Origin of the sequence: Leptolyngbya sp. 'hensonii' (genome assembly GCF_001939115.1) — a bacterium.
Classification (GTDB): Bacteria; Cyanobacteriota; Cyanobacteriia.
Map to the genome: position 1 here is coordinate 23,015 of NZ_MQTZ01000011.1, position 26,497 is coordinate 49,511.

Genomic DNA, 26,497 nt, shown 5'->3' on the forward strand with positions numbered 1-26,497 from the left:
GTCTGAACTTTAACGTCCTGTAGAGCCGACGGGACCACTAACCTGCTGTGCCTCTGACGTTAGTTTGCTGTTGATATAGTTGTAGATGTCGCGGAAGCGCGGGATCGCTCTTATCTCCAGACGGCTACCATCCTTCAGCGTAACAACCATATCTCCCCAGGTTCCAAAACCACGAGGCACAGTCACTACTTTGGCAATTTCCGAGTAGATCACATCCGTCCGGTTACGGCTCATCCAGCCCCCTGTGGTCGAAATCCGACGATTTGTAATCCGATATCGGGACCAAAGCGCCCGAATCACGGCACCGATCGTCAGAGGTAGGCAAATAACGGTAAACCCTAACAGGATGTTAATGATTAAGTCACCAATGTGAGGACCACCCTCGTAATAAACGTCTTCACGAATGCCCATCAAGAACCTCTGCATCTGCCAACAACTGCTTTAATTCTCGCAGAAATTGATGATATTCGCACTCAACCGCTGTAGGACGAACTACAATCACCAGCAACCAGCCTGCCTGAATCTCAGGCAGGAGTTGTTGAATTGCAGCACGAATCCGACGCTTAATTCGATTGCGAACTACCGCACGCTTGCTGACTTTCTGACTGATAGAAATGCCAATCTGCGTGAATTGAGGGGGGTTGGAGGAGAGAGATAAGCCTCTCAAAGCCAGGGACAAGCCATTGCGGCGGATGCCTTGCTGATAAACCCGATCAAAATCTCGCCGTTGCCTGAGGCGATGGGCCTTCGGCAAAGCCATGATAGCTTCAGGCAACAACCAAGCGGAGCCGTCCCTTAGCCCGTCGGGCTTTCAGAACTCTCTGCCCGTTTTTAGTTCGCATCCGGGCGCGAAAACCAGAAACTCTTTTCCGCTTACGGCTTGTACCGTGCAGGGTACGCTTAGTCATAATTCTAAAACTCCGGGGTTAACCAACCCACGATCTCAAAAAGCACGATTCATCATCGTACCATTCTCTGAGCTAAATAATCTACTGAACGGTAATGACCCAGGTGCCGATGTAACGCAGCAAAGGAACATCCCCAGGCGTCAGGATCTGGCAGTTGAAGTAATACATGCCACCAAAGGCTGGATTTTTTACGTTCGAGAGGATGATTTCAACCCCAAAGCCAGCTGGGATAGGTTCCTTGGGAGTAATTTCCAGGAAATGATTTTCTTCGTCCCATTTGACAGAGTCGAGCGGAACAGACTTGTCTCGAGAAATAATCTCAACGTCATTCACATCAAACTTGCCATCAAAGTAGTCCGGATAAGAGATGGAAAATTTGGAGACGGCCAGCTTCATCTTCTTGCCTGAAATTCTCAAGCGGTAGCGATCCCAGGCATCTGATTTGCCACCGAAATCCAGTCTGTAGTTCAGTTGATTCTCACCTTTAACATTCCCGAACAGAGTCAGCCCCGGAAGACCTTGGGCCATGCTGATAGCAGGCAAACCAGAGAGCAGACAGCCTGCAATGGCCAAAGTTGGAAGAATACGTTGCTTCAGCATAGTTGTGGAGAGTATAAACATCACAGCAAAAAACAGTAAATGGAAAGCTACTTGCGGTACAGGCGACCTGCAGACTGGGCCAGTTGATAGTCCAGGCCAGAATCAGAGACGCTCAGATTTTAAAAAGGTGCCTGGTCAGGGGCAAATCCGGTAGAACAAAGATTTAGTTTATCTTAACAATCCTACCACAGAGCCTCTGGGTTTGTGGTAGGGGCCGGATCCATGCGGAGATAGGTAGTCTTTTCATCCAGTTGTTTCTAAAAATATCTAATTACAAAGAAGATTTAAGTTTCCAAGATTTGTATTTTTTCCGTTGCTGAACTTCCTCAACAATTCTTTATTGGGTGATTTTATCTACTCGTTATTTCAAAGGGTTTTGTAATCCGTCTGACAGGCTATTTCTGCTTGTAGCCTGTTCGAGAACAGGGTAACTAAAGGCTTAAAGTTGAGGCTGTGAAGGTCATGAACAATATTTCAGTAAGTTAAAACAAGTTGAAGACGAGTTGGGCTTTTGGGGGATCAGCATAAGATTGTGAAGCTTGATTCGAAATGAGTCGAATTTTATGGGTATTTTGTGAATTAAGACTCTATAAATCACCAGAAGTTTGTGCTTCTACTGAAAAATTGTTAGATCTTGATCATTCAGTCAATTGCTCTTTTCTGCACCCAAGTAAAACTTCAGTCATGACTCAAAATCGTTGAACATTTTGCACCAGGAGAATTCATGAAACTAGCAGTCGTTAAAGAAATTGAGGTTGGTGAGCGGCGTGTGGCATTAATTCCAGATGCTGTCTCTCGCCTGACTAAGCAAGGCATAGAAGTTTGGGTTGAAGCAGGAGCTGGCGAACGATCCTGGTTTGCCGACAGCCTTTATGAGTCAGCGGGGGCCAAGATCGTGGCAGATGCGGCGATGATTTGGGGTGAGGCAGATGTGGTGCTGAAGGTTGGCCCACTCCAGGAGCGGGAGGATGGCTGTCATGAAGTTGATCTGATGCATGCAGGCCAAACCCTGATCAGTTTTCTGGACCCCCTCGGCAACCCGTCATTGATCCAGCGCTTGAGCGATCGCCAGGTCACGGCTTTTGCCCTGGAGTTGATCCCACGAACCAGCCGCGCTCAGAGCATGGACGCTCTGTCTTCCCAGGCTTCCCTCGCTGGTTACAAATCGGTGTTGATTGCAGCTGCTGTGCTGCCGAAGTTTTTCCCCATGTTGACCACTGCTGCGGGCACCATTCCTCCGGCCAAGGTGTTTGTGATTGGAGCGGGTGTGGCTGGCTTGCAGGCGATCGCAACGGCCCGTCGATTAGGGGCTGTCGTGGAAGCCTTTGATATTCGCCCAGCCGTAAAGGAAGAAGTGCAAAGTCTGGGGGCTCGATTTGTCGAGGTCCAGTTGGAGGAGGATACCGTGGCTTCAGGGGGCTATGCCCGAGAAGTTTCTGAGGTGGCCAAGCAGCGGACTCAGGCGGCCATTGCTGAACATGTTTCTCAGGCAGATGTGGTGATTACAACGGCCCAGGTGCCAGGTAAGCGGGCTCCCCTGCTGGTGACGGAGGAAATGGTAGCTCGGATGAAGCCGGGTTCTGTAGTGGTAGACCTCGCAGCTGAGCAAGGTGGGAACTGTGCCTGTACTGCCCCCGGTAAGGATGTAGTCCATCATGGGGTGACCATTGTCGGTCCAATCAATTTGCCCGCTTCCATGCCTGTGCATGCCAGTCAGATGTATGCCAAAAACCTGCTCTCCCTGGTTCAGTTGATGGTGAAGGATGGGGCTCTGAATCTGAACTTTGCTGATGACATTATTGACGGAGCCTGTGTGACCCATGCTGGCCAGATCCACAATCAGCGGGTTCGGGATGCTCTAGAGGCAGAAGCCAGAGGTCGATCGGAAGTCAGAGGGTAGGTCACGCCTGTAGGGGCAGTCCCCTAACAATCCAGGTCCAGGCCAATGGTTGGGACCGAATCCATACAGGGCGAAAGGGTTCCCTGTGTTGCAAATAAGGAGATGGAGCCATGTCCCATGAAATTGTGACTGCTTTGGTTGTGTTTGTATTGGCCTCGTTTGTGGGCTTTGAAGTGATTAACAAAGTTCCTCCTACCCTGCATACCCCTTTAATGTCTGGTTCCAACGCCATTTCTGGCATTGCCGTGATCGGGGCTTTGCTGGTGTCGGGAAGTCGGGCGTGGAACGTCACGGTGATTCTCGGGTTAATTGCTGTGGTTCTGGCCATGGTTAACGTGGTCGGAGGCTTTCTGGTCACCGATCGCATGCTGCAGATGTTCAAGAAGAAAGAGGTGAAGGCATGAATGAGTTTTTGCCCACAGGAATTCAACTCAGCTATCTGGCTGCAGCGTCCCTTTTTATTGTGGGGCTGAAGCAACTGGGATCGCCTGCCACAGCTCGCCAAGGTAATCTTCTGGCTGCGATTGGGATGTTGATTGCGATCGTGGCTACCCTGCTGGATCAGGCTGTCCTGAACTACGAAATGATCCTGGTGGGGATTGTGATTGGCTCCTTGCTGGGGGTCATCATGGCCCAAAAGGTTGAAATGACTGCGATGCCCCAAATGGTGGGTCTGCTGAATGGTTTGGGTGGTGGGGCTTCCACCTTGATTGCGATGGCAGAATTCTGGCGGCTACAGAACAGCGCAGAAGCAGTGCCTGTGGATAGTAGCATCACGATTATTCTCAGTGTCTTGATTGGCGGCATTACCCTTACCGGTAGCCTGATTGCCTTTGCCAAATTGCAGGAGCTGATGACCGGTGCGGCGATTACCTTTCCCTCTCAAAGGGCTCTGGCTGTAGCCCTGGTTGTGGTGTTTCTGGTAGGCAGCGTCTGCCTGCTGATTACCCCCAAAGACTCAGTGATCTTCCTCAGTCTGGTGGGAATTTCCCTGATCCTGGGTGTGCTGTTTGTGATTCCGATCGGCGGGGCCGATATGCCTGTTGTCATCTCCCTGCTGAACTCCTTTTCTGGTCTGGCAGCCAGTGCGGCTGGATTCGTGCTGATGAATGACATGCTGATTATTGCTGGGGCTCTGGTGGGGGCTTCAGGGATTATCCTGACCCAGATCATGTGTAAGGCCATGAACCGTTCCCTGGCCAATGTCCTCTTCAGTGCGTTCAGTAGCAAAGGTGGAGCTGGCAGGGGCGCTACTGCTACAGGAGTCGTTACCGAGAAGACGGTCCATACGGTTGGAGCGGAAGAAGGGGCCATGATGCTTGGCTATGCCCGTTCCGTGGTGATTATTCCTGGTTACGGGATGGCGGTTGCCCAGGCGCAGCATTCGGTGCGGGAGCTGGGTGATCAGCTAGAACGCTTGGGGGTGGATGTCAAGTATGCCATTCATCCGGTAGCAGGTCGGATGCCGGGACACATGAATATCCTTCTGGCGGAAGCCAATGTGCCCTATCCCCAGTTCTACGATATGGACGACATTAACCCAGAATTTGAGCGGACCGATGTGGCCCTGGTGATTGGAGCAAATGACGTGGTCAATCCGGCTGCAAGACACGATACCAATAGCCCCATTTATGGGATGCCGATTCTGGAGGTGGATAAGGCCCGCCACACGATCGTGATCAAGCGCAGCATGAATGCAGGGTTCTCCGGTGTGGATAATGAATTGTTTTACAAAGATAAAACCCTGATGCTGTTTGGCAGTGCCCGGGATGTGGTGAATCAGCTGGTGACAGAAGTGAAGCAGCTATAACGTTCAGTCCGCTATGATTGAAGAGCCCAGCTTCTGTATAACAGGCTAGCACTGTGACCAGGGGACATTTATCCCAAGTGAAAGCAGTCAAAGAATCCAGTCGTCCTAAACCACGGCTGGATTCTCTGTCGATCGGCATTGTTCTCTTCACCCTATTCCTGCTGGTCAAGGGGGCAGGGTTAATCTTTAGCTCCAAGCAGTTCGATCCATTGCCGCCCCTGGTCATGGTGGGTGGTGATCCCTATGTCCGGGCCTTGATGCGAACCATTTCTGCGAGTGAAGCGAATGGTTCGGATCCTTACGCCCTCTTGTATGGCGGGAGCCATGTGGAGAGTTTGAAGCAGCATCCTGATCGGTGTGTGACGATCGTGCGGGGACCGAACATGGGCCGTTGTACAACGGCTGCCGGGCGGTATCAGTTCCTGACCTCCACCTGGCTGGAAAAGGCCCGCCGATATCATCCGCTGGCGAGATCCGGCAATCTATCGGCCTACAGTTTTGAGCCAGAGTATCAGGATCGGGTGGTCTATGCCTGGCTAACAGATGGTCGGGCCTGGGACGCAGATATTCCTACCCTTTTGCGGGAGGGGCATCTTGATCAGGTTCTGGAGCTGCTTTCGCCAACCTGGACGAGCCTGGGGCATGGAATAGAAAGTAATGTGATGACCCCCCATCTGCAGGAGATTTACCAGCAGGTTCTGACTGAGGAGCGGGCCAAGGTTGACCTGTTGCATTAGGGGAGCTTCTGCTTGTCCTGTTCCGTACTCTTTTATCGACAGCAGATCACAGGTGCAGATGGTCTGTTCTTTCTGATTGTTGGAAAACTATACGAAAGATTGGCAAATTGTTGAGAGAGCGGGTAGATCTGGAAGTGTGCTATTCACAGTGTTCTCCCAGTGCCTTGGTCAGTCGTGCCCCCTCCTCACCATTTGTCATGAATTTATCGTCTCTCCCCGATCCCTCTCTTTACGAAATTGCGCTTCAGGCTCAAGCGGCATCAACCCCTTTGCAGATCAGTCCGGCAACCTTTAAGTCGGTGATCAGCACGACGATCGACCTGCTTTTGGAGCAACAAATCCAGGCAGTCCTTTGGGTGAAGTTGCCTCGTACGGAAGCCTGGTACGGTGATATTAAGCGCTATTGCAGTTCGGGTCTTTCGGCTCAGCCGATTCATGTTTTGCACTACCAGAAAGAAGAAGGGATTGAAGATCTCGTACCAGAGCCTCCACAGGAGTCAGGGATTGAGGATGGAGAGAAAGGATCTACCCTATCTACGCCTCCGAAGCCGAAGCAGGATCCATTGATCAATGGGGGTGGAATAGCCGGGAATTCCCTAGAGAGTTGGCTGAATCCTCAGAACACTTTGATTGGATCAGTTGAGTCTGGCCCTGAGATCATTCCTATTCCTTTAACCAGTAGTAGTCAGCTCAGGCGTGAATATTTTCTGTTGGTGATATCTGAGCGATTTTGTAGTCTGCTTTTGGGGCATCGTCCTCGATCAATGCAACTAACTCGACCAGATATCAATTTGGGTCAGGCTGCTGCCATTGCACCCAGGAGTTCCTCGACTGGATTGGCACAAAATTCATCTTTTGAGGAAGAGGTTCCAGAGCGGAAACAGCCCCTTCTGGCTATTTATTCCTTTCAAGGGCCGATCCTGGCCCAGGTGTTGCAAAGAATCCGACAGGTGATGCTCCCGGAGGTTCCTGACCCTGATGTGGATTTGCTGGTCAGTGATACCGGTATTGTTCAGGATGCAGAAGGGGGGCAGATTCATTGGAATACTTTCCAAGCGATTTGTGCGGCCCATCAACCAGATCCCAACCTCCTGAACGCGATCGCCTCGAAGCAAGTGCAGCATTACGAAGAACTCTGGAATCGAACAACGCTGTATCGCCGACAGGCAGAAGCCATGGAGGGCCTCCAACTGCAAAATGAAGCGTTGGCCAGTGCGATTCGTTTGAAAGATGAGTTTCTCAGTAACGTGGGCCAGGAACTGCGCACCCCCCTGACCAACATGAAGACAGCCCTGACCTTGCTCAATTCGCCCCAATTGAAGCCTGCCCAGCGACAGCGGTATATGCAACTGTTGAGTACGGAATGCGATCGCCAGGGCTCTCTGATCTCCAGTCTGCAAGATCTGGTGCAACTGGAGCATGCTGGAGATAACATGTCCATGCAGGCTCTCCACTTGAACGATATTTTGCCGGGAGTGGTCAGTACCTATCAGCCTCTGGCCCAGGAGAAGGGGGTCATGCTGGCCTATACGATTCCTGAAAGTTTGCCGCCCGTATCCTGCCTCAGTACCTGGGTGAAACAAATTGCCATCAATCTGATTCACAATGGCATTAAGTTCACCCCCACAGGAGGACAGGTCTGGGTTCGGGCCAAGCAACAGGGGGATTATCTGCAACTGGAATTCCGGGATACCGGTATTGGTATCCCCCTGCCTGAAATTCCCAAGATCTTCGATCGGTTCTACCGGGTGCGTCAGGTCGAAGATTACGGGGGAGCGGGTCTGGGACTGACGATCGTGCAGCAAATTTTGTTGCGTTGCGGTGGGTCGATTTCGGTCAAGAGTAAACCGGGTGAAGGCTCAACATTTAATGTGCTGCTACCAATCTATAAGAATGCTGGCGAAAGCACAGGGCCATTGCTTTAACAACCGAGCCCACAAGGTTAGGGGTTAAACGGTTCGAATATCCGAACTGCGCATCTCCAGGCTGGTGCGCTCCAGGGGTAGGAAGATGGTTAATACTTCCCCCTGTTGAGGCCGCTGGCGCACAATCAGTTTTCCCCCTAAAGCCTGAAATAAATTTTTGGTTACGGCCATACTGAGGCTAACACTGCCAGTCTCCGGTTGGAAAGCCAGCAATTGACCCAGGGCTTTGAGGGAAGGTCGGGAATGACTCCCAGCACTCTGGGAGGACTGCAACTGTAGCTTCAGTTGGTCACCGGCTGCTGTGACTTCTACCTGGATATGACTTCCGGCAGGTAAATTGCGAGTGAACCGTTCCATTAATCCCGTGAGGGCTTGATCCAGAATCGTGGGATCGCTGACGACCGTTGGCATTTGCTGAGGTAAGAGGACTTCCAGAGTAAGGTTGCGCTGACTGGCCTGTTGCTTCCAGCGGGGAATTCCCTGTTGAAAGACCTGATCCAGGGGGGTGGCAGCCAGGGGCATGGTATGGGATCGGGACGTAGCCGTTTCCAATTCAGCGGCCTTGAAGATCAAATCAAACCGATCGATCTGTTCACTGCATTGCCGATCAATCATCTCCAGACGCTGAATGGCTACTGCCGAGAGATCTTGACGTTTCAGCAGCGATCGAGTCAGGGTCCGAATGGTGGTCAGTGGGGTTCGGATTTCGTGGGCGATCGCCCGCAAAAGCTCCACATCTGGCGCAGGAGAACACAGGGCAGGGGCAGAGTGATCGGCATAGGATTCCGTTTGCTGCCGCTTACTGTCTTCTTTGACCAGGGTCTTCCGGGGGTCTATCCGTTCCGCCAAGTCTGGTAAATGCCCCAGCAACAGCCGACTGAAGCGGGTGACGAGACGGTAATCAGGGGCGGTGGGGGTGAACTGCCCGACCAATTCATCGAGCCGATCGATCTGGTGGGGGACGGTGACGAGAACCCTGGGGCGCAACACATTCCAGGCAAAGAGGAGAGTGGCCGGGTCGAAGGAGAAATGGAACCTGGTCTGGCCGGTGTGATCCTGCCCCAAAACCAGAAGAATACTGAGCTGGTGGGTCAACAGCAGGCAAAATTGTTCATCAGCCAGAGGATCCAGGGGCAGTAAAGGCAAGGTGCAAGAGGCATGCTGGACGGCAGGGCCTTGCTTTTCCCCACCGGGTGGTAGTTGAAACGGTAGCCAGCCCAGGGGACCCAAGGACGATGTTGTAAAAACCCAGGTGGATAGCTTGCTGATCAGGACTGGATCGCTGAGGGGGGAGGAAGGGGAAGCCAGAACTACACCCTCTATCGGGTGAGAACCGGATTGGGTTGATTGGAAGAGCAGAGCGTTCAGGGCAGCAATGGCACCAAACCACTGTTGCTCAGCCCTGATTGGGTTTTGGGTGGTAGTAAAAGCAGGGCGAGGAATCTCAGATCGAATCGACCCTGGGGCAGGCTCTGTTGAATTGTGGAGCCCATCTGCCAGCCCACCGCCTAATTCAGCATCGCTGAGGGCGATCACTTCACTTAACGTAGGCAGCATCCACTTATCCAACCGTCTCACCTCCTTACCCAAGTGTGAAGCCCTGGAATCCTGCATAGTTGGGATTAAAGGCCATCCCAGAGATCCCCCGATCAGGGTGGGTCAAAAACCACGATGATGTCGTTGATCAACGCTTCTTAATACCAGAGTATCCGCACCTCACTCTAAGATCTATCTATGAGAACCGAACTCTCCAGTCGCAATCTCCGCCGCTGACTGTTGCAGAATGGAAATACACTACCTCCAGAGATACCATGTCTAGCGTATTGGTTGATGCTCAGAATCTGCTGTCAGATTTGCTTGCCCGTTACCAGTCCCGGGTGGATTATCTGGCGATTCGCCTGGAAGAGTCAGAAGGAACCGATATTCTGCTGCGTGGTAATAAAGTAGAAACTTTGAGTGAGGGGATCTCGATCGGGGGACAGGTGCGAGCCTGTTACAAGGGGGGGTGGGGATTTGCCAGCTTTAATCGAATTGGAGGCCTGCAGGATCGAATCGAGGAGGCGATCGCGGCAGCTCATTTGGTTGGAGACGAAGAAACTATCCTGGCCCCGATAGATGCGGTGCAGGCCAGATACATGCTTCCTCTCAGTGGCACTGATCCGCGACGGGTACCCCTGGCTCGCAAAAAGGAACTCTGTGATTACTATGCTGGCCTGCTGCGGGAGGTTGATCCCCGGATTGCCACCACGTCTGTTCGGTACGGGGATAGCACCCAGCGAGTGATTCTGGCGACTTCCGATGGCACCCTGCTGGAGCAAGCCTGGGCTGATATGGAGATGCGGTTTGCGGCGACGGCCCGAAATGGGGAAACAGTGCAGACCGGGCGGGAAACGATCGGATCCCGCAGTGCGTACGAAGATCTGGAAGGGCTGGACCATCAAGTTCGCAGTGCAGCTCAGCGAGCTGTCGATGCCCTGGTGCTCCAACCGGTTAAAGGGAATACTTACACGGTGGTCATCGATCCGATTCTCTCCGGCTTATTTGTCCATGAAGCCTTTGGTCATCTTTCTGAGGCGGACATGGCCTATGAGAACCCTGATCTTCTGGAGGTGATGACGATCGGGCGGCGTTTTGGTCCTTCTGAGTTACAAATCTTTGATGGGGCAGCGCTCCCGGGCCATCGCGGCAGCTACTTCTACGATGATGAGGGTGCTCCAGCAACCACCACGCAACTGATCAAAGACGGCATTCTAGTCGGACGGCTCCATTCCCGTGAAACGGCGGGGAAATTAGGCGAAGCTACCACGGGAAATGCCCGTTGCCTGAGCTATCACTATCCCCCGATCGTCCGGATGACCAACACCTGGATTGAACGGGGCACAACCCCCGTTGCCGATCTTTTCCGGGACATTAAGGAAGGTGTCTACGCCCGTAATTGGTTGGGGGGCATGACGAATGGGGAAATGTTCACCTTTACGGCAGGGGAAGCCTGGATGATTCGAAATGGTGAAATGGCTGAGCCGGTGAGAGATGTGACCCTATCGGGTAATGTGTTTAGTACCCTGGCCGACATTGAAGCGATCGGGGATGATTTTTTCTGGGATGAGTCAGGAGGCTGCGGCAAGGGAGGTCAGAGTGGCCTGGCGGTTGGTTGTGGCGGACCCAGCCTGCGAATTCGCAATGTTGTCGTTGGTGGAGAGGCAATGGACTAAGGGTTTGTCATGGGCCATTCCCCACCCCGGCCCTGTGGCTTCCCCTCCCTAGAGGGAATTAACTTAATCACCAATGGCTAATGACCAATCACATTAGTATAGAGAGTGAATACCTGCATTTCTAACGCCCCATGTCTCTGCCTGTTGTTGCAATTATTGGCCGACCGAACGTCGGCAAGTCCACGATCGTTAACCGTCTGACTGAGACCAGTCATGCCATTGTCTATGACGAGCCTGGGATGACCCGCGATCGGACGTATCAACCGGCCTACTGGCGAGACCGGGAATTTATGGTAGTGGATACTGGGGGATTGGTCTTTGATGACGATACGGAATTTTTGCCCCTGATTCGACAGCAGGCTCTGGCGGCCCTGGCGGAATCCATTGCAGCAGTGTTTGTGGTCGATGGGCAGGAAGGGCCTACAGGTGCAGATGAGACCATTGCAGATTGGTTGCGCCAGCAGCCTGTCCCTGTGATTCTGGCGGTTAATAAGTGTGAATCTGTGGATCAAGGGGTGACTCAGGCGGCGCAATTCTGGGAATTGGGGCTAGGAGAGCCTTTTCCTGTATCCGGAATTCATGGGAACGGAACAGGGGAACTCCTGGATCAGCTCGTTACTTACCTGCCGCCGATTGAGGCCATGTCTGAGACGTCAGAAATCAAAGTGGCGATCGTCGGTCGTCCTAACGTGGGCAAGTCTAGCCTGCTGAATGCCTTTGTGGGGGAAAACCGAGCCATCGTCAGCCCCATTTCTGGTACGACGCGGGATGCGATCGATACCGTGGTGCAGCGGCAGGAGAAAACCTACCGTCTGATTGACACGGCTGGGATTCGGAAAAAGAAAATGGTGGAATATGGACCAGAATTTCTGGGGATCAATCGCGCTTTTAAGGCAATCCGGCGATCGGATGTGGTGCTGCTGGTGATCGATGCCCTGGATGGGGTGACGGAACAGGATCAGAAACTGGCAGGTCGAATCACAGAGGATGGGCGAGCCTGTGTTGTGGTCGTCAATAAGTGGGATGCAGTGGCTAAAGATTCCCACACAATTTACGACTATGAGAAGCTGGTGCGGGAGCGACTGGGCTTTGTCGAATGGGCTGAAACTATTTTTGTCAGTGCTCAGACAGGCCAGCGGGTAGAAAAAATTCTCGATCTGGTGGATACGGCTGCCGAGCAACATCAACGTCGGGTGACGACGGCGGTGATCAATGAAGTTCTGGAAGAGGCTGTGGGCTGGCATTCACCGCCCACCACTCGGCAGGGACGGCAAGGTAAGATTTACTATGGCACTCAGGTGACTAGTCAACCCCCTACCCTGGCTCTGTTTGTCAATGACTCTAAACTGTTCAATGACAACTACCGTCGTTATATTGAGCGCCAGGTGCGGCAAAGCCTGGGTTTTACAGGTACGCCTGTCCGCTTACTCTGGCGGAGTAAGAAGCTGAGAGAGATGGAGCGCGGGGCAAATCGGGCTACTAAGGTGAAGGGATGAATTTTCCAGGAGGCAAGTTCAACCTTGAAACATTCAAATTGCGAATTTAAAGCATGGATCTGTTACGTTCTCTCCCGATCGGTCTTTATCTGGAACAACCTGTCACCTGGTTGCACCATCTGGATCCCAGAGTAAAACTGGCCTGGCTCATGAGTTTTTTGGCGGTTCCCCTACTGGCCAGTCCGCCCTACCGCGTCTTTCTGGTGGGTTTCCTGATTCTGCTGACTCTGGCAGCCCTGATTCCCTTACGGGTTTGGCGACAACAGATGGGCTGGTTGCTATTCCTTTCAGTCTTCGTCTTCCTACTGACCGCAGTGGCTCCTGATGGTTTGCAAACGAATCATCAGCCTCGCCTGCCCATCGATGATCTGGCGGTGGTTCCAGCTTCTGGGACGACTACGGCCCCACCTGCTGCCTATAGCCCTGCTACTTATAACTATGTCTTGGTGAAGCAAGGGCCAATTACTGTGACCCGGCGATCGCTGGACCTCAGTATTCGGGTTAGCACCCTTCTATTCACCCTGATCTACAGTACGAACCTGTACCTGTTGACTACGGCTCCAGAGGAAATTACGGCTGGGCTGGAGGATCTGATGCAGCCGCTGCGTCGCTTCAAGTTGCCGGTGACCGAGATTGCCTTGACCCTGACCTTATCGCTGCGCTTTATTCCTCTGGTGTTGGAGGAGATTCAGAACCTGGCCCGTTCTGTTCAAACGCGGGCCATAAACTGGAAAAAACTGGGGTTGCGCCGCTCGGCACAAGTCTGGCTGGTGGTGATCGAACGGTTGCTGGAAAATCTCCTCTTACGGGCTGAGCAGATTGCCAGTGCCATGGAGGTGCGGGGGTTTACATCTCCCGATCGACACAAGGTGGAGTGGCATCAACTGCAATTGCAGCGCGCGGATTGGTTAGCGCTGACTGGGCTCATTTTGCTCTGGGGCAGTCGTTTTGCCTGGGGTGGGGGCGGATAGCCTACGGCAGATAATTTAATTCATTCCGAATGATCTTTTCGATCTGCTCCATCGTGGTTACCTTGCGGGCACTGACCTGGCGGCTCAAGGCTTCATCCACCCTAAATGCCTGCCCACTCTGGTTGAAGTAAAACGTAGCCAGGGTAAAGGGCTCAGAACTGCCAGGACCTCCCGGACCAGCATGATATTCAGCCAGAAGAATGATATCTTCAAAGCCGTCAAAATCCAGTTCGGTAAAAGAGATGGCTTTGATCTCCAGAAAGGTCCAGGGCTTGCGATCGGCTTCTGTGGAAGGCAGGGTATAAATCACCTTACCTTCCCGAATCAGATTCAGGGTTAATTTACGTCCGCCGATCTCCCCATAATGACTGGCGACTGGGACAAACAGACAGGTGCCAAAATTTCGCAACGTGACTCGAAAGGCATGGTTTAGAATCAAATCCTGGCCGGGGAGTGCCTGTTGGGCTGCTTTGATCTCCGGGGGCCGTAATGTTCGGATTTGGCCTGAGGTCGGTTGATCGCTGACCAGCCCAGCCCCAATTTGGACCGAGGACCAGGATTGCTGAGCGACTTCTGCCTGCACCAGCCTACTCCAGGGAGTCAGTAGCAGAGTGGTCAAGGAGATTACACTTAAACCCATTCTCATCGTAACAATGCGCCCGATCATGATAGTGAAGCCTCAGAACACAGGTAAATGGACGAGGAAGCACCCTTACTTGTTTCACGGCCTGCAGACCGTCAGGGTTGTGCTGCCATCGTTAGAGGGACAGTAATCTGCCTAAATTCCTGGCTCTACATCCATAGATATTCAGAGAAAAGCTGATGATGTTTGCATGAAAGCCAGTCCGATCGATTCAGATCGTCTTTGAAACTTTGGATGAGGGCCGATCTTCCAGTAGAAATACAGTCACTTCACCCAGTGGAAATACGGTCACTTTACCCCCATGTCAACCGTTATCAGCGGCAGGTTCTCGTTAAGTTTAGATTATGTTTTCTGCGACGTGCTGCTTGACTGGAGATGCAGCCACAATACTCTCTGGTGGATAGGCTGATCCTCTAGAGCGCTTTTTTGACAGGCTCTTTTAAAAAAGAAAACTATTATTAAAAGTTTCCCATTATCCGAGAAATTTCACTGGCATAATGTGCCACTTTCCCATAAATTGATGAAATGTTGGAAGCACTTTGGTTTGTCCAATTAAAGCCTGAATGAGCACAGAAACTTATCTGAATCACCCTACTTTTGGATTGCTTTTCAGGGTCTGTTCGATCGAGGAAAATCGAGAGCTTTTCGCGACACTGTATGCCCAGCGTCTCTTCTTTTTAGTGATTACGGCAGAGACAGGGGTTAAGTTTGAGCCCACAAGCCGAACGGATGCCCGCATCCTGGTAGAAAATCGTTTACGCCTGTTGCGCCGTATGGGTGCCCCTGAATATAACCAGCTCCTGGTTACCCACAAGCAAACCTTTCAGTAATCTTCCACCCCCTGACTGCACTTAGACTTCAGCCGATCATCAGATATTGTCGTCATGTCCGGAGAGACGATTGCATCTCGCATTGCCCATATTCGTCAGTCCCTGCCTGCTGCCACCCGCCTGATCGCAGTGACTAAGCAGGTCGGGGTCGATGCCATGCGAGAGGCTTACATGTCGGGTATTCGGGATTTTGGCGAGAGCCGAGTTCAAGAGGCAGAGATCAAGCAAGAACAACTGCAAGACCTCCCGGACCTCACCTGGCATTTTATTGGTCATCTGCAAAGTAATAAAGCTTCCAAAGCGCTGCATCTATTTCAGTGGATTCACTCTGTAGATAGTTTGTTCCTGGCGCAGCGCTTAAATCGGATTGCCTCCACGATCAGTTGGACGCCTCAGGTTTGCCTGCAGGTGAAAGTCCTCCCCGATCCCAATAAATCGGGCTGGTCCGTCCCCGATTTACTCCAGGATCTGCCCCAATTAGCACAATGCTCCTACCTGGCCATGCGGGGATTGATGACGATTCCGCCCCTGGGTCTGTCAGAGGCAGAGATTCTTGCCGTTTTTCAGCAAACCCGCGATCTAGCCGCACAAATCAGGCAGGAACTGACCCAGTACCCTACTCCCTCGATGCCAATGGATCAGTTGTCGATGGGAATGTCAGGAGACTATCCGCTGGCAGTTCAGGCTGGGGCCACCATGATTCGCCTGGGCACGCGGCTCTTTGGCGATCGCCAGTAGGAAGAACAGTTGCACTATAAATACTTCTGTTCTACAATTAAAGATTGTTCACTTAAAAATCTATCTAACCCCTTGTTTAAATCCCTCGACCCGTGTACTATAACGGGATCTTATTGAGTTGGATTATTGAGTTAGATTCCCTTTTCTGAGTAAAGTCAGCGCAAGAAGTCTATTTAGCCGTCTATCTGGCCACTTAAATCACTTTTCCTGATCATTAGAGATCGATCTAGTTAAATCCTAAATCAAACTCTAAAAATCCGTAAAAATACGGTAGCCAGACCAATGCACTTAGTAATTCAATGCGGACAATTAATCTGAAAAGTTGACAACTCAGGAAAACCAGATAGGAAGCCCATTCAAGCCATCTTGGTGGATTATTAATTTTTTCTTAAGTCCAACCGGGATGCTGAAAATGGGAGGCAATCTTTTCTGAGAGCTTGATTTATCGGGCTTTTTCGCTTTCGGATACCAGCTTGTGCTTTCCTCACAAATTTGCTAAGTTACCCACTGGCAAATTTTCCTTCAGACCCCCAATAGTGATAGCGATGGAGCGAGAACCGTGAACAATATCTTTACTAGACTGAGAGACTTCGTTGGCTTAAACGAATCTGGCGATTACGACTACGAGTACGACGAAATGGATGCAGGGCAGGAATATCAGAACCTGTACCAAGAAGAAAATCCCCAGCCTGTTGTTGAAGAGGACAGCCGCAGTCGGCGTCGCCTTCGCGATCGTGCCGCAGCTTCTTTCGCAACGGAAACCCCTTCCCCTTCTCCGATTAGCAATGTCATTGGCATGCCCGGGGCTGTGAATGGGATTTCTGAAGTAGTGGTGTTGGAACCTCGCTCCTTTGAAGAGATGCCCCAGGCGATTCAGGCCCTGCGGGAGCGGAAATCTGTGGTCTTGAATCTGAACATCATGGATCCCGATCAGGCCCAGCGTGCTGTTGATTTCGTGGCTGGTGGAACCTATGCGATCGATGGTCATCAGGAGCGGATCGGTGAAAGCATTTTCCTGTTTACCCCTAGCTGTGTTCAGGTGACAACTCAAACCGGTGTGACCCATGAAGTCCCCCAACCTCAGGTGCGGATTCCCCGTCCCACCTCTCCTACTCCCGCTTGGACCAATGATCAGGCCCGGATGGCCTAGGAATTGAAGCGCAAGACAGTTCCTTGGGGCTGTGAATTGCTGGCGGATGCATGTCATTGTCCATTTATTGCTGTTGGGTAAAGAAGGCTAGCCTTGTCTATTAAGCTGGGCATAATTGGAGGCGGGGTTATGGGGGAAGCCCTATTGTCCCGCCTTATTGCTAAGGACGTGTTTGCGCCAGGGGAGATTTTGGTGGGTGAGCCCCATCCGGAGCGGCGCAACTTTTTATCCCAGCAATATGGTGTTGAAGCCACAGCAGAGAACCCCCTCGTTGCAGCAAGGGCAGAGATCTTGTTGCTGGCGATTAAGCCGCAAGTTTTCATGGCGGTGACTCAAAATTTATTACAGAGGGACGGACAAGATTCCCTCTCTCTGGTGATATCCATTTTGGCTGGTGTTCCTTTGGCTAAACTGGAAGCTGCTTTTCCGGGAAAGCCGGTCATTCGAGCTATGCCCAATACCCCCGCCACTGTGGGAGAGGGGATGACGGCTCTGGCATCTGGTCCGATCGTTAGCTCGGAGCATCTGGCCCAGGCTCGCCAGATTTTTGCAGCCGTTGGGGAAGTGGTTGAGGTTCCAGAGTACCTCATGGATGCGGTGACTGGTCTCTCTGGTTCAGGCCCTGGCTATGTGGCGATCGTGATTGAAGCCCTGACGGATGGAGGGGTGGCAGCGGGGTTACCTCGACCGATCGCAGCCCAACTGGCGCTCCAAACCGTTCTGGGCACGGCCCGATTAATTCAGTCCTCCCAGCTTCATCCTGCAGAGTTAAAGGATCGGGTGACCAGCCCCGGCGGTACAACGATTACTGGAATTGCGGTTCTGGAACAAGCAGGCTTCCGATCTGCCCTGATCGAGGCTGTACGGGCAGCCGCTGATCGATCGCGGGAGTTGGGCGGATAACCTATCTGGATGCAATTGATATAAGATCAGGGGCAGAAGGGTTTATAAAAGTTTATAAAAGTTTGTGATTGCCTCCTCAACAATTCCAGATGAGTTTCAGTTTGATACCATTGACGCTGCTCTGGCAGATCTGAAAGCGGGTCGAGCGATCGTGGTGGTTGATGATGAGAACCGGGAGAACGAGGGTGATATTGTTTGCGCCGGTCAGTTTGCAACCCCTGATCTGATCAATTTCATGGCCGTCTACGCTAGGGGGCTGATTTGCTTGGCCATGACGGGGGATCGTTTGGACGAGCTGGACTTGCCCCTGATGGTTACGAATAATACGGATAGCAATCAAACGGCGTTCACGGTCAGTATCGACGCCTCGCCCCATCTTGGGGTGTCCACGGGGATTTCTGCCGACGATCGAGCCAGAACAATCCAGGTGGCCATTAACCCCCTGACCCGGCCCCAGGATTTGCGGCGGCCCGGTCATATCTTTCCCTTGCGGTCCAGGGAAGGAGGGGTGCTGAAGCGGGCTGGCCATACCGAAGCGGCAGTTGATCTGGCCCGGTTGGCCGGATTGTATCCAGCAGGGGTGATCTGCGAAATTCAGAACCCGGATGGCTCGATGGCGCGCTTGCCGGAGCTGATTGACTACGCCCGATCGCATGGGCTCAAGATTATTAGCATTGCCGATCTGATCAGTTATCGCCTGCAGCATGAGCGATTTGTCTATCGGGAAACGGTAACGACCCTGCCCACAGAATTTGGTTATTTTCAAATTTACGCTTACCGCAATGTTCTCGATGACTCAGAGCATGTGGCCCTGGTCAAAGGCGATCCGGCCACCTTTAAAGATCAATCGGTGATGGTGCGGATGCATTCGGAATGCCTGACTGGGGATGCTCTGGGTTCCCTGCGGTGTGACTGCCGGATGCAGTTACAGGCTGCTTTGAAGATGATTGAGAATGCAGGCCAGGGGGTATTGGTCTACCTGCGTCAGGAGGGCCGGGGCATTGGCCTGATTAACAAGCTGAAAGCCTATTCTCTGCAAGATATGGGGCTGGATACGGTGGAGGCCAATGAGCGACTGGGTTTTCCAGCCGATCTGCGAAATTATGGCGTGGGTGCCCAGATTTTGAATGATCTGGGGGTGCAGAAGATTTGCCTGATTACGAATAATCCCCGGAAAATTGCTGGCCTGGGGGGCTATGGCCTGGAAGTTGTGGATCGGGTGCCTCTGCTGATTGAGGCGACCTCTTATAATTCCAGCTACCTGGCGACCAAAGCGGAGAAAATGGGGCACATGATGCTGCAGACCTATCTGGTCACGATCGCGTTGCAGTGGCAGGATGAGCCTGGTTCAATCACAGAACGGTACAATCGCCTGGAAAAGCTACGCCATCTGGTCGCCAGCTACAACTTGCTGCTGCAGGAAGAAGTGCGACCGGTGGCGGTGGCCCTCTTTGGCAAGTCTGCTCTGATTTTCCATCTGGGCCTGGATCAGCCACTGGTGGGCGAGAATAACTGGTATAGCCAACCCAATCATCCTTACACTCAGGCAATTGGTGAGATTTTGGATACTCTGGCTGATTCCTTGGGGCTGAGCGGCCTGGAGTTTTTGATTTCTTCCGGGTCTGATCCCCTGACTGGCCTACAGATGAAACTGGATCGCCGATCGTGCGGCCTGGATCAATTGCCCTCGACCTTGATGTCTGAACTGGAAACTCAGACAATCTATAGTTTTAGCCAGGGGAGAGTAACCTGACCAACAGTTTGGAGCTTTGCTGAATGCAAATATGAATTACCCTCATCCCCAACCCTTCTCCCGCAGGAGAAGGGAGCTAAAACTCTTGTTCCCTCTCCTTTGGGAGAAGGCTGCATAAGGCGCAAGCACGAAAATCATCCTTCTATTCAGCAACGCCCAGTTTGGAGTATTGGGGATGGTCAATCGTAGTCCTCAGTACAAAAAAAATGTGGCCGGTTGGTTACTGTTCATTCCATCAGACTCTCTAGTTACCCGTATTTAGCGGGACATCACAACCCCATAACCCGGTTTCTTGTCCTCCATGCTGCTCTCTGCAGCAGAGGGAGTTGAGGGACCGGGTTTCTTGTAATAGCCTGTAAATTCGCTATCCTAACTCCATTAATAGCGTTGCGGAGGGATGAGTCCGTGCTCATGCCCGATCGGTGTCCACTAGATTGGGCGCTGACTTGTTCGGTTTTTTCGTCAAAGGTAAGGGAATGAATTTTTTGATCCAGAATGCTCTAGTGTTGCACGGAGAAGGGTATGCAGCGGTTGATGTGGAAATTAGAGCAGGGTGGATTCAGGCGATCCGTCCCGCCCATTCTCAGAATCAGGATGCTGGTCTTCCCACGGTGGATGGGCAGGATAAATTATTGCTGCCCGGTTTTGTCAATGGCCATACCCACTCGACGCAAATCTGGCAGCGGGGCCTGATTCCCCAATTGCCCCTGGAACTCTGGCTGGCGGATCTGGTGGATACCACGCCGATCGACCTAGAAGCTATCTATCTCGGGGCTTTGACGACAGCCGTTCAAACCCTTTTATCTGGCGGTACCTGCTTGATGGATCATCTCTATCTGGTTCTGGGGCAGGAACTGGAGACGATCGCAGCCGTTGTGCGGGCTTATCAGGAGGTGGGCATTCGGGCAGTGATTGCTCCCCTGCTGCAGGACGAACCCTGGGCCGCATCCATCCCGCAGGGATGGCAGAGGCTGCCCCATCAGCCAATGCCTCGATCGACATCAGAAACTTTGGCCATCCTGGAAGAAATTGTCACAACTTTTCATGATCCGGAGGGGACCATTCGCATTGGGGTTGGCCCAACCGGTTTCCATCGCTGTTCCGATGACTTGTTGCGGGGTTGTGCCGAATTGAGCGATCGCTACGACCTGTGTCGCCATATGCACCTGCTGGAAACCAGGGTCCAGAAAAGATTGGCCCAGGAAAAATATGGGGGCAGTGCGGTCAGACATCTCCAGCACCTCGGCTTTCTCGACTACCGCGCGTCTTTGGCGCATTGTGTCTGGCTAGACCCAGAAGATCTAGCCATCCTGGCCGAAACCCGAGCAACGGTGGTTCACAATCCCCTCAGCAATTTGCGTTTGGGAAGTGGGATTGCCCCTATCCTGAAATGTCTGCAATCTGGCGTCAATGTTGCCCTGGGTTGTGATGGGGCTGCCAGCAATGATGGCCAGGATTTGCTAGAAACGCTGAAACTCTCCACCATCTTGCATAATGTCACAGAGATAGACTACCGACAATGGATTACCCCTCGTCGGGTGGTGGAGATGGCGACCCTGGGGGGAGCCAGAGGGGTTAATTTGGCCGATCGTATCGGTTCCCTGGCAGTAGGTAAACAGGCGGATCTGGTCCTCTACGACTTGAAGCATCTGTCCCTGCTGCCCCGGACTGATCCAGTGGGTCTGCTGGTCCTGGGCCGACCCACGGCGGTGGTGAATGCGGTCTGGATTGGGGGCCAGCAAGTTGTGGCTGAGGGCCGCATCATCACGATCGAGGTTGAGGAATTGACCCAAACCCTGCACGATCGTAGCTGTCGAGCCGCTAAACCTCAATTTCAAACGATCGACCAGATTGAGACCTACTATCGGCAAATCATGTCAGATTAATGGTTCAGTATGGGCCTGCGCTCCATTTTGCAGGCGCAATTTTGAAATTCGAATCGCCTATCGTGTATGATGCACGCGAAAGCATTCAGTCATAGCGCTTGAATCTGAAAACGAGGCTAACAACTTGTGTCACGTTGCTTCTGAGCCTAGGGTTCACGGTGTTGTGCTGTCTCTGGGTGGGCTTACCGATGACTCTGGCGAATCCATCCCAGCCCTCTGCCCGCGACTTGCAACAGCAACAGCAGCAGGTGAATCAGATCCGATCCACCGTGCAACAAGAACAGCGCCGTCTTCAGAATCTACAGCAACAGGCTGAAAGCAACTGGGGCCTGTTGCAACAGAACATCCAGATGACTCAGACCCAGTTGCAGGACTATACCTACCAACTAGAACTGGCGAAAAAATACCTGAAGGAGTTGCAACAAGATCTGAAGTTGGCTGTGCAGGGATACCGAAAACGGCAAGCTGCTACGGTAGCCCGACTGCAGTTTCTGCAGCGACAACAGCGTCGCCATGGTCTGGCGCTCCTACTGCAAAGTCGCAACCTGAATGAGTTTCTAGATCGGCGGCATCAACTGCGTCTGGTTTATCGGACTGATCAACAGCAGTTGCTGGAACTGAAGACAGAAGCCGATCGGATCAACAGTCGTCGCCTAGAAATTGAGCGGCAGAAAAACCAGATTGCCCTGTTAACCCAGAAACTTTTGGCTCAAAAGTCTGGATTTGAGGCTCAGGCCAAGTCGCAGCAGTCTCTGGTGCAGCGCTTGCGCAGCGATCGGGCAGCCCTGGAGGCGGCTGAGCAACAATTGGCTCAGGATTCTGCTAGCCTGACGACCCTGATCCGAAAACGGGTATCTGAGGAGCGGGCTCAGGGGCAGACTTCCCAGCCCAACATCATTGCCTATGGGACGGGAGGCCGCATGGGCTATCCCGTGGATGGCCCCATCAGTAGTTATTTTGGGTGGCGAGTGCATCCCATTCTGGGCTACGAAAAATTTCACGCTGGGCTGGATTTTGCCGTTGATTATGGGACTACGGTCCATGCTGCGGGTGGCGGGATTGTGATCCTGGCAGACTGGTATGGGGGCTATGGCAACGCTGTCATCATTGACCACGGTAACGGGATTACTACCCTCTATGGCCACAATAGCGAGTTGTATGTCTCAGAAGGGCAGACCGTACAGCGAGGTCAGGCCATCTCTGCTGTAGGTTCTACTGGTTTTTCTACGGGGCCTCACCTGCATTTTGAAGTGCGACAGGACGGAGAACCTGTGGATCCAATGGCTTTTTTCTGAGCCATTTCCCCTTGACAGTGATATGATGGTTGTGATTGTTGGGCGCGTGGCTCAGTGGATAGAGCATCAGGTTCCGGTCCTGAGGGTCGGGGGTTCGAATCCCTCCGCGCTCGTTTTATAAGAGACTAAACACCCGCTGGAGTGGGTGGTGTGGGTAATTTAGGATAGGCAATCCGCTGGTGGTTGAACTGCTGCCAGACCTGGACAAAAACCTCGGCGATCTGGGAAAGATCTTCCCGAGTCAGACCTGCATCTACCAGTTGGCCATCCTGCCAGCGGGAGCGCAGAATTTTGTTAATCATAATGCGGGCCTCGTCGGTGCAGACATCTTTCAGGGAGCGGAGGGCTGCTTCGCAGGAATCAGCCAGCATCACAATCCCGGTTTCGCGAGACTGGGGAGTGGGGCCAGCGTAGCGGAAATCTGACTCCTTTACCAGGCAGTCAGGATCCTGCCGCGATCGCTCCTGAGCCTGATGATAGAAGTAGACAATCTGCATCGTGCCCTGATGCTCTGGAATGAATGCCGTAATCGCCTTGGGTAACCGGAACTTACGGGCCATCACCAGCCCTTCCGTAACATGTTTGCGGATGATCTCAGCACTCTGCCAGGGGTCGTTGATTTCGTCGTGCTTATTCGGGCCTCCCATCTGATTCTCGATAAAGGCCAGGGGATCGTGCATTTTACCAATGTCATGGTAGAGGCAGCCTGTTCGTACCAGTTCGACATCACAACCCAGACGACGGGCGGCGGCTTCAGCCAGGGTGGCGACAAACAGGGTGTGCTGGAAGGTTCCCGGTGCTTCAGAAGCGAGACGCTTGAGCAGGGGGCGGTTGGGGTTCGCTAGTTCGGCCAGCCGAATTGGAGTCACCAGATCAAACAGATGTTCCAGATAAGGGCTGCACCCCAGGGCGACCACACTCCAGGTGATGCCGATTAGCCCCTGCATAGCAGCCAGACCCAGCACTACATACCAGGCTGGCCCGATCACCATATTCAGCAACAGGTAAACGGTGCCCTGGGTGATGCCGACCACCAGCCCGAGGAGGGCAAATTCCTCCCGCGATCGGAGGCGACCCGCAACCAGAGCCCCCACCAGTCCGCCAACTACCGTGGCAATCAAGTAGGTGCTGCCAATATCCATCCCGACAGCCAGGGTAACGGAGAGTAGACCGACGATCGCCAACCCCAGAGCGGAGCCGTAGAAACTACCACTGAGCAGGCCCACCAGGGGCAGGCTGGTAGCTGGTAACCCAACCATCGCTGGTAGGGGGGCCGTCAGGCTGAGCAACAGCAGCAAAACCTGATCTCGCCGCCGGAGACCGGGTTGATAGCGCCGTTTAATCAACCAGAAAATGCCCACGCTGCCACTAACCAGCCCCCCAAAGCCAATCAGGCCGGGCCAGTTAATTTCCCTGCGACTGAGGCCGAAATGGTCCAGCAGAACGAAATCAGCCTGGGTGATTTTTTCACCGCTATAGACAATGACCTCCCCCTGCTTAATATTGACCAGCACGGTTTCCACGGCTTGAGCTGCCTGCTCAGCTCGTTCTCGGGTCCGTTCCCGATCCGTGACCAAATTGGGCCGCAGAATGTGAGTTAAACCCTGAATGGCTAGAAGTTGAGCAGATTCCGGGACTGCTTTACTAACATCATCTTTGACCAACTGCTGTAGGATGTCCTCTGGCAATCCTGGTGGAATGCCCTGGCTCAAAATCCGTTCTGTGATTGCCTGCATGGCGTTTTGCGTTTTGACCCAGGTTTCATCAGACCAGTCCAGAAAGGAGGGGTCATAGAAATTATCAGGTTTGACCAGGGTGGTATCGGAGAAACCCTGGAGGGCACGGGCATAGCTAGCCTGAGCTCGGGCGATCGTGGCCAGAAGCTGGGCAAAGCTTTCAGGAGAGGTGGTTTGTTGATAGGCCTCAAGTTCTTCCAGAGCCAGATTCTGGTTGGCACTGCTGGGAGCGAGGGAAGACCTGAGGGGAAAGGCCTGACTCGGAGAGGGGCGGCTGGTAAAAGTGCTGACAAGAGACTGCCATTCCTGGTCATTCAACCGTCGCAGGTAAGATTGGGTGGCTCTGGACAGCATCCCAGGTTGTGTAAAGGGAAAAACACCGGCTGTGTCTCGGAGTGCTTGCCCCCGATCGAGAAACTTTTGCAGGTCTTGGTGGATCTGTTGATTGACGGTTTGATCCAACATCAACACTGGCACAGAGCCTGTACGGGCCTGTTTCCGTTGTTCATCTGTTGTTTTATTGTCTGGAATGCTGACGGTTTTAGGAGCCCGGATGGTTTGAGGGGCCTGTTTACCGACATCTAGTTTGGGTTCATTGTAGAAGTGATAACCAATAACGCTGGTCAGGGACACGATCGCGGTCACGGCCAGGATGGGGCCACGGTACCGATCGGTCAGGTGTGCCCGCTTGTCCGCTGCGGGTTGCCCTTGTCGGGAAGCGCTAGCTTGCCACCAGTGTTCGTGCCAACTTGTAGCTTGATGCTGAACGGTCCCGATCAATCGGCGGAGTGTTTTCATAAAGGCATGCTGTCAACGACGATCGCGCAATGTTTCAGGACCATCCCCCGCTGCCAGTGCTGGATGCTTGACGGGGGATGGGGGGAAGGGGACTGTTGCGGGAGAAACAGGCTCAATCATTGACGTCCAGATCAATTGCAGGAAGGAATGGAGAAATCAAACTAACGAGGTCGAATCACTCCCGGTGCCGCAGTTGCAGTTTGGTCAGCTCGGTGGATGAAGGGAGCGAGAGGATATTGACCGGACCAGACCGCCAGGAGTTGGGCGGCCAACTGATCAGCGTGGGACTCTAACCGGAATGGATGGGACAGGGTCGATAAGGGTGATGGAATCGGTTCCATGCGGGAATTCAGGGCATGGGACCAGTTACTTGGGAGACATACAGAACCATTATAGGCACCTGCCACGGCCCCGGTAATCGTACATAGGTTAGACTGATAAATTGAAATTTGTGCCGTTTGGCATAGAGCCAGTCGGTAGTCTTGAGGGGTTCTGAGGAAACTGTAGAAGATAGGAATCATGGCTGTTACCTCAGGGGATCTGCTCCCCATGGCCACGATCGCCGTTTCTATCCCAGCGGCCTGGGTCAGCAATCTTTGCACGAGGCCAAGCTGTTCCAGGACAGTCGTTGCGGCTAAATCAGTCTCCCGTAACCGGTTGATCAGTCTTGGAATCAGGTCAGTCAGGGACATCTGTCTGCGGAGAAACCAGGCGATCGTCTGGCTCAAGATCAGGATTGCAGCCCGGCATTCCAGGGAAAAAACTTGGACCTGCCACAACTGCTCCAGCTTGCGGTAGAGCAGCCGATCATCTTCATGAAAAAACAGGGCGATGGGGATGGCCAGCGCCAAAGGGGGCATGGCCTGATCGGGGAGGGTGAGCCGTTGCCAGTCGGCCAGATCCAGATCCCCCCGATCACACAGGCTCTCTACCCCGGTCAGCAAGACGGCAGTGAGTGGGAGAACTAGGGGGCGATCGAAAACCAGTCCCCTTGAAGGACAGCCTGATGGAGGATGGGGCCAAGTCTGGGCTATGAACTCGCCGACGATCGCTCCCCATAGCGCACCCTGGAATTGGTTCAGGAGGGAATATCCCACAAATCATCCTCAGAAATGGGACTTGAATCAAGCTAGGTTGAGGGGAAGCGTTGTCTGCAACAATCCTCTAGCCAGAGTGCTTACCCAGGTCGGCATGCCTGGAACGATG

Annotated in this window: 23 protein-coding genes and 1 tRNA gene; 16 read left to right on the top strand and 8 right to left on the bottom strand. The window is 52.9% G+C overall.

What is annotated here, in order from left to right; genetic code table 11:
- Positions 1–9: 9 nt before the first annotated feature.
- The 4 genes from BST81_RS03690 to BST81_RS03705 all read right to left on the bottom strand — a co-directional run bounded on the left by BST81_RS03690 (position 10) and on the right by BST81_RS03705 (position 1,508).
- Positions 10–411, bottom strand: coding sequence for a PH domain-containing protein (locus BST81_RS03690; protein ID WP_075597194.1), 402 nt, complete (start codon positions 409–411; stop codon positions 10–12).
- Positions 398–760: a ribonuclease P protein component gene (gene rnpA / locus BST81_RS03695; protein ID WP_075597195.1), complete on the bottom strand. Its 363-nt coding sequence runs from the start codon at positions 758–760 to the stop codon at positions 398–400. Before rnpA ends, BST81_RS03690 begins: the two co-directional genes overlap by 14 nt.
- Before the next feature lie 7 nt (positions 761–767).
- Positions 768–908 (bottom strand): 50S ribosomal protein L34, encoded by a 141-nt coding sequence (gene rpmH / locus BST81_RS03700; protein ID WP_075597196.1) that lies wholly within the window; start codon positions 906–908, stop codon positions 768–770.
- 81 nt (positions 909–989) lie between these two features.
- On the bottom strand, positions 990–1,508 hold the full coding sequence (locus BST81_RS03705; protein ID WP_075597197.1) for a DUF2808 domain-containing protein: 519 nt from the start codon (positions 1,506–1,508) through the stop codon (positions 990–992).
- A 724-nt stretch (positions 1,509–2,232) separates the two neighbouring features.
- On the opposite strand from BST81_RS03705, the gene BST81_RS03710 reads away from it, so the two are divergent.
- From BST81_RS03710 to BST81_RS03730, 5 genes are all read left to right on the top strand, one after another.
- Positions 2,233–3,408: a Re/Si-specific NAD(P)(+) transhydrogenase subunit alpha gene (locus BST81_RS03710; protein WP_075597198.1), complete on the top strand. Its 1,176-nt coding sequence runs from the start codon at positions 2,233–2,235 to the stop codon at positions 3,406–3,408.
- Between the two features lie 110 nt (positions 3,409–3,518).
- Positions 3,519–3,812 carry an NAD(P) transhydrogenase subunit alpha gene (locus BST81_RS03715; protein WP_075597199.1) on the top strand — a complete coding sequence of 98 codons (294 nt, stop codon included), beginning with the start codon at positions 3,519–3,521 and terminating at the stop codon, positions 3,810–3,812.
- Positions 3,809–5,218 carry an NAD(P)(+) transhydrogenase (Re/Si-specific) subunit beta gene (locus BST81_RS03720; protein ID WP_075597200.1) on the top strand — a complete coding sequence of 470 codons (1,410 nt, stop codon included), beginning with the start codon at positions 3,809–3,811 and terminating at the stop codon, positions 5,216–5,218. The genes BST81_RS03715 and BST81_RS03720 overlap by 4 nt, the downstream gene beginning before the upstream one ends.
- Before the next feature lie 77 nt (positions 5,219–5,295).
- Positions 5,296–5,955: a glycoside hydrolase family protein gene (locus tag BST81_RS03725; RefSeq protein ID WP_083636665.1), complete on the top strand. Its 660-nt coding sequence runs from the start codon at positions 5,296–5,298 to the stop codon at positions 5,953–5,955.
- Between the two features lie 197 nt (positions 5,956–6,152).
- Positions 6,153–7,880 carry an ATP-binding protein gene (locus tag BST81_RS03730; RefSeq protein WP_075597202.1) on the top strand — a complete coding sequence of 576 codons (1,728 nt, stop codon included), beginning with the start codon at positions 6,153–6,155 and terminating at the stop codon, positions 7,878–7,880.
- Between the two features lie 24 nt (positions 7,881–7,904).
- Here BST81_RS03730 and BST81_RS03735 read toward each other — a convergent pair whose 3' ends face one another.
- Positions 7,905–9,437, bottom strand: coding sequence for a HAMP domain-containing sensor histidine kinase (locus BST81_RS03735; RefSeq protein WP_216351198.1), 1,533 nt, complete (start codon positions 9,435–9,437; stop codon positions 7,905–7,907).
- A gap of 254 nt (positions 9,438–9,691) precedes the next feature.
- Between BST81_RS03735 and BST81_RS03740 the strand changes: the two genes are divergently transcribed.
- The 3 genes from BST81_RS03740 to BST81_RS03750 all read left to right on the top strand — a co-directional run bounded on the left by BST81_RS03740 (position 9,692) and on the right by BST81_RS03750 (position 13,559).
- The gene (locus BST81_RS03740) at positions 9,692–11,092 is read left to right on the top strand and encodes a TldD/PmbA family protein (RefSeq protein ID WP_075597204.1); all 1,401 of its coding nucleotides are present in this window, start codon (positions 9,692–9,694) and stop codon (positions 11,090–11,092) included.
- A 131-nt stretch (positions 11,093–11,223) separates the two neighbouring features.
- A complete protein-coding gene (gene der, locus BST81_RS03745; RefSeq protein WP_075597205.1) occupies positions 11,224–12,588 on the top strand; it encodes a ribosome biogenesis GTPase Der in 1,365 nt (454 codons plus the stop codon).
- A 53-nt stretch (positions 12,589–12,641) separates the two neighbouring features.
- Positions 12,642–13,559, top strand: a complete 918-nt coding sequence (locus BST81_RS03750) for a CbiQ family ECF transporter T component (RefSeq protein ID WP_075597206.1) — start codon at positions 12,642–12,644, stop codon at positions 13,557–13,559.
- Between the two features lies 1 nt (position 13,560).
- Here the strand turns inward: BST81_RS03750 and BST81_RS03755 are convergent, their stop codons facing one another.
- Positions 13,561–14,178, bottom strand: coding sequence for a hypothetical protein (locus tag BST81_RS03755; protein ID WP_143780210.1), 618 nt, complete (start codon positions 14,176–14,178; stop codon positions 13,561–13,563).
- 587 nt (positions 14,179–14,765) lie between these two features.
- On the opposite strand from BST81_RS03755, the gene pipX reads away from it, so the two are divergent.
- From pipX to BST81_RS03795, 8 genes are all read left to right on the top strand, one after another.
- Complete coding sequence (gene pipX / locus BST81_RS03760) at positions 14,766–15,032, top strand: transcriptional coactivator PipX (RefSeq protein ID WP_075597208.1); 267 nt, start codon at positions 14,766–14,768, stop codon at positions 15,030–15,032.
- A 54-nt stretch (positions 15,033–15,086) separates the two neighbouring features.
- Positions 15,087–15,770, top strand: coding sequence for a YggS family pyridoxal phosphate-dependent enzyme (locus BST81_RS03765; protein ID WP_075597209.1), 684 nt, complete (start codon positions 15,087–15,089; stop codon positions 15,768–15,770).
- Between the two features lie 559 nt (positions 15,771–16,329).
- Positions 16,330–16,920: a cell division protein SepF gene (locus tag BST81_RS03770; RefSeq protein ID WP_075597210.1), complete on the top strand. Its 591-nt coding sequence runs from the start codon at positions 16,330–16,332 to the stop codon at positions 16,918–16,920.
- A gap of 93 nt (positions 16,921–17,013) precedes the next feature.
- On the top strand, positions 17,014–17,823 hold the full coding sequence (gene proC / locus BST81_RS03775) for a pyrroline-5-carboxylate reductase (RefSeq protein ID WP_075597211.1): 810 nt from the start codon (positions 17,014–17,016) through the stop codon (positions 17,821–17,823).
- Between the two features lie 64 nt (positions 17,824–17,887).
- On the top strand, positions 17,888–19,576 hold the full coding sequence (gene ribBA / locus BST81_RS03780; RefSeq protein WP_075597212.1) for a bifunctional 3,4-dihydroxy-2-butanone-4-phosphate synthase/GTP cyclohydrolase II: 1,689 nt from the start codon (positions 17,888–17,890) through the stop codon (positions 19,574–19,576).
- Between the two features lie 476 nt (positions 19,577–20,052).
- A complete protein-coding gene (locus BST81_RS03785) occupies positions 20,053–21,462 on the top strand; it encodes an amidohydrolase (protein ID WP_075597213.1) in 1,410 nt (469 codons plus the stop codon).
- 188 nt (positions 21,463–21,650) lie between these two features.
- On the top strand, positions 21,651–22,757 hold the full coding sequence (locus BST81_RS03790; protein WP_083636650.1) for a peptidoglycan DD-metalloendopeptidase family protein: 1,107 nt from the start codon (positions 21,651–21,653) through the stop codon (positions 22,755–22,757).
- Between the two features lie 40 nt (positions 22,758–22,797).
- Positions 22,798–22,870: transfer RNA gene (locus BST81_RS03795), tRNA-Arg, on the top strand.
- 12 nt (positions 22,871–22,882) lie between these two features.
- On the opposite strand, the gene BST81_RS03800 is transcribed toward BST81_RS03795, so the two are convergent.
- Entirely contained in the window at positions 22,883–25,291 is a 2,409-nt protein-coding gene (locus BST81_RS03800) for an HDIG domain-containing metalloprotein (protein WP_075597215.1), read from the bottom strand.
- Positions 25,292–25,452: 161 nt separating this feature from the next.
- The gene (locus BST81_RS03805) at positions 25,453–26,388 is read right to left on the bottom strand and encodes an ADP-ribosylglycohydrolase family protein (protein WP_075597216.1); all 936 of its coding nucleotides are present in this window, start codon (positions 26,386–26,388) and stop codon (positions 25,453–25,455) included.
- Positions 26,389–26,497: the final 109 nt, after the last annotated feature.